The following is a 1,511-nucleotide window of genomic DNA, read 5'->3' as shown; positions in this document are numbered from 1 at the left end:
ACTCTGGCCATGTTCGAACAGAAGCGCATCAACTATGTGTACACTTACACGTCAAAGGCGACAGAGGCGGGTGCGGCCGTGGGGTTCGACAACGAAAAGGCCGGACGGACAGCCGCCCGTTACCTGCTCGACCTCGGCCACACCAAATTCGGGATGATCGCCGGCATCACCCAGGACAATGATCGCGCTGCAGGACGCCGCGACGGTTTCTTGAATGAACTCGAACGGTCAGGCATCGATCGAGGCTTGGTTCCGGTCGTGGAGGGAGCCTACAGACTGGATGACGGCCGCACCTGCATGCAGCGGCTGATGGACGGCGCCAGAAGACCGACCGCGGTATTCTGCGGCAGTGATATCTTGGCCGCCGGCGCCATCAAATACTGCCGCGCCGAAGGCATCGCAGTCCCGGAGGAGGTCTCGGTTGTCGGGTTCGACAATCTGGAGATTGCGGAACTGACCTCGCCGGAACTGACTACACTGGAGGTGCCCGCGCGCGACATGGGTCGGATTGCCGCCGACTATATCTTGGCATCGCCGTCGCAGCGACTGCATCTGAGACATCGCGAACTCGCCATCAGGCTGATTGTTAGGGGAAGTACGGCTGTCGTCAGACGTTGAAACATGGCGGCCGTGCCCATCCCGAGGCAAGAATTGATCTTGCTTGGATCGAATGACCGCTAGGGGTCGCCAGGCGCAGGTGATCAGGCCTTCGTGCTCCCCACAACCACCACCTGAGCGAGCTCAACAGTGGTTGCTAGGCACGAAATCGGGCGGATCTTCGAAAAACCGCAGGGGCAGGCAGGTCTTCAAAGACCCCCGCATGCTCTGGCGCCTCAAGCTCCATTATGTCGCACTGACCCGCCGACCCACTTGCTGTCTCTGGCGATGCGCAAGGATACATTCGGCGAGGGGAGGTCGAGACACTTGCGGCTCGCGGCTGGACGATTATCGAGTGCTGCGCTCCCGCCCAAGCGTAGCAACATTGGCTTAGGGGGGACACAGTGCCTGATCGGCTCTTCGTTATAAGAAGTCTAACGGAGAAGTAGCCTGGGGTGCTCGGTCTGAGCTATTCTATCCTCAACTTTATGGGCGACACCGGAATTCCGCCAAACCTTGCGCTCCATACGTCCCCTGCCCTGACCGGCATTGCTTCGGTCAGCGTTCCTGTGGAGATAAGTTCTCCTGGTTGCAGCGGTTCGTTCGCCTCCAAAATTAGCACGAGCGGTCCTATAAGAAACTGCTAATATTATGCCAGCCGGCAGTGACAGAGCCGGTGAGGCCAGGCAGCTAGTAGGTCACCCCGAGAGACTGTCGGGCCGCTATTCACCTATCGGGTTTCAGTCATGGGGAGGGCGGCGGAATATGCGAACAATCGATCTGTGTGCAGCCGTTGCTCTGTGCATCGTGCCATCCAGCCTACTGGCGGCAGACGAGGCTTCCATCGAACGCGGTTTGTATATTTCGATCATAGGCGGCTGCCATTTCTGCCACACGGAAGGATACCGTGAAGC

1 protein-coding gene is annotated in these 1,511 nt (G+C 59.0%); it reads left to right on the top strand.

Annotation, left to right across the window (positions count from 1 at the left end; all coding sequences use genetic code 11):
• Window positions 1–618, top strand: a 618-nt coding sequence (locus tag AC1D0I_RS32455; RefSeq protein ID WP_477400162.1) for a substrate-binding domain-containing protein, incomplete at its 5' end; no start/stop codon positions are given.
• Between the last annotated feature and the right edge of the window lie 893 nt (window positions 619–1,511).

This window comes from Mesorhizobium sp. P2_D1 (assembly GCF_056404455.1).
The sequence above is the reverse complement of the archived record's forward strand: the minus strand, read 5'-3'. Positions and strand labels throughout refer to the sequence as shown.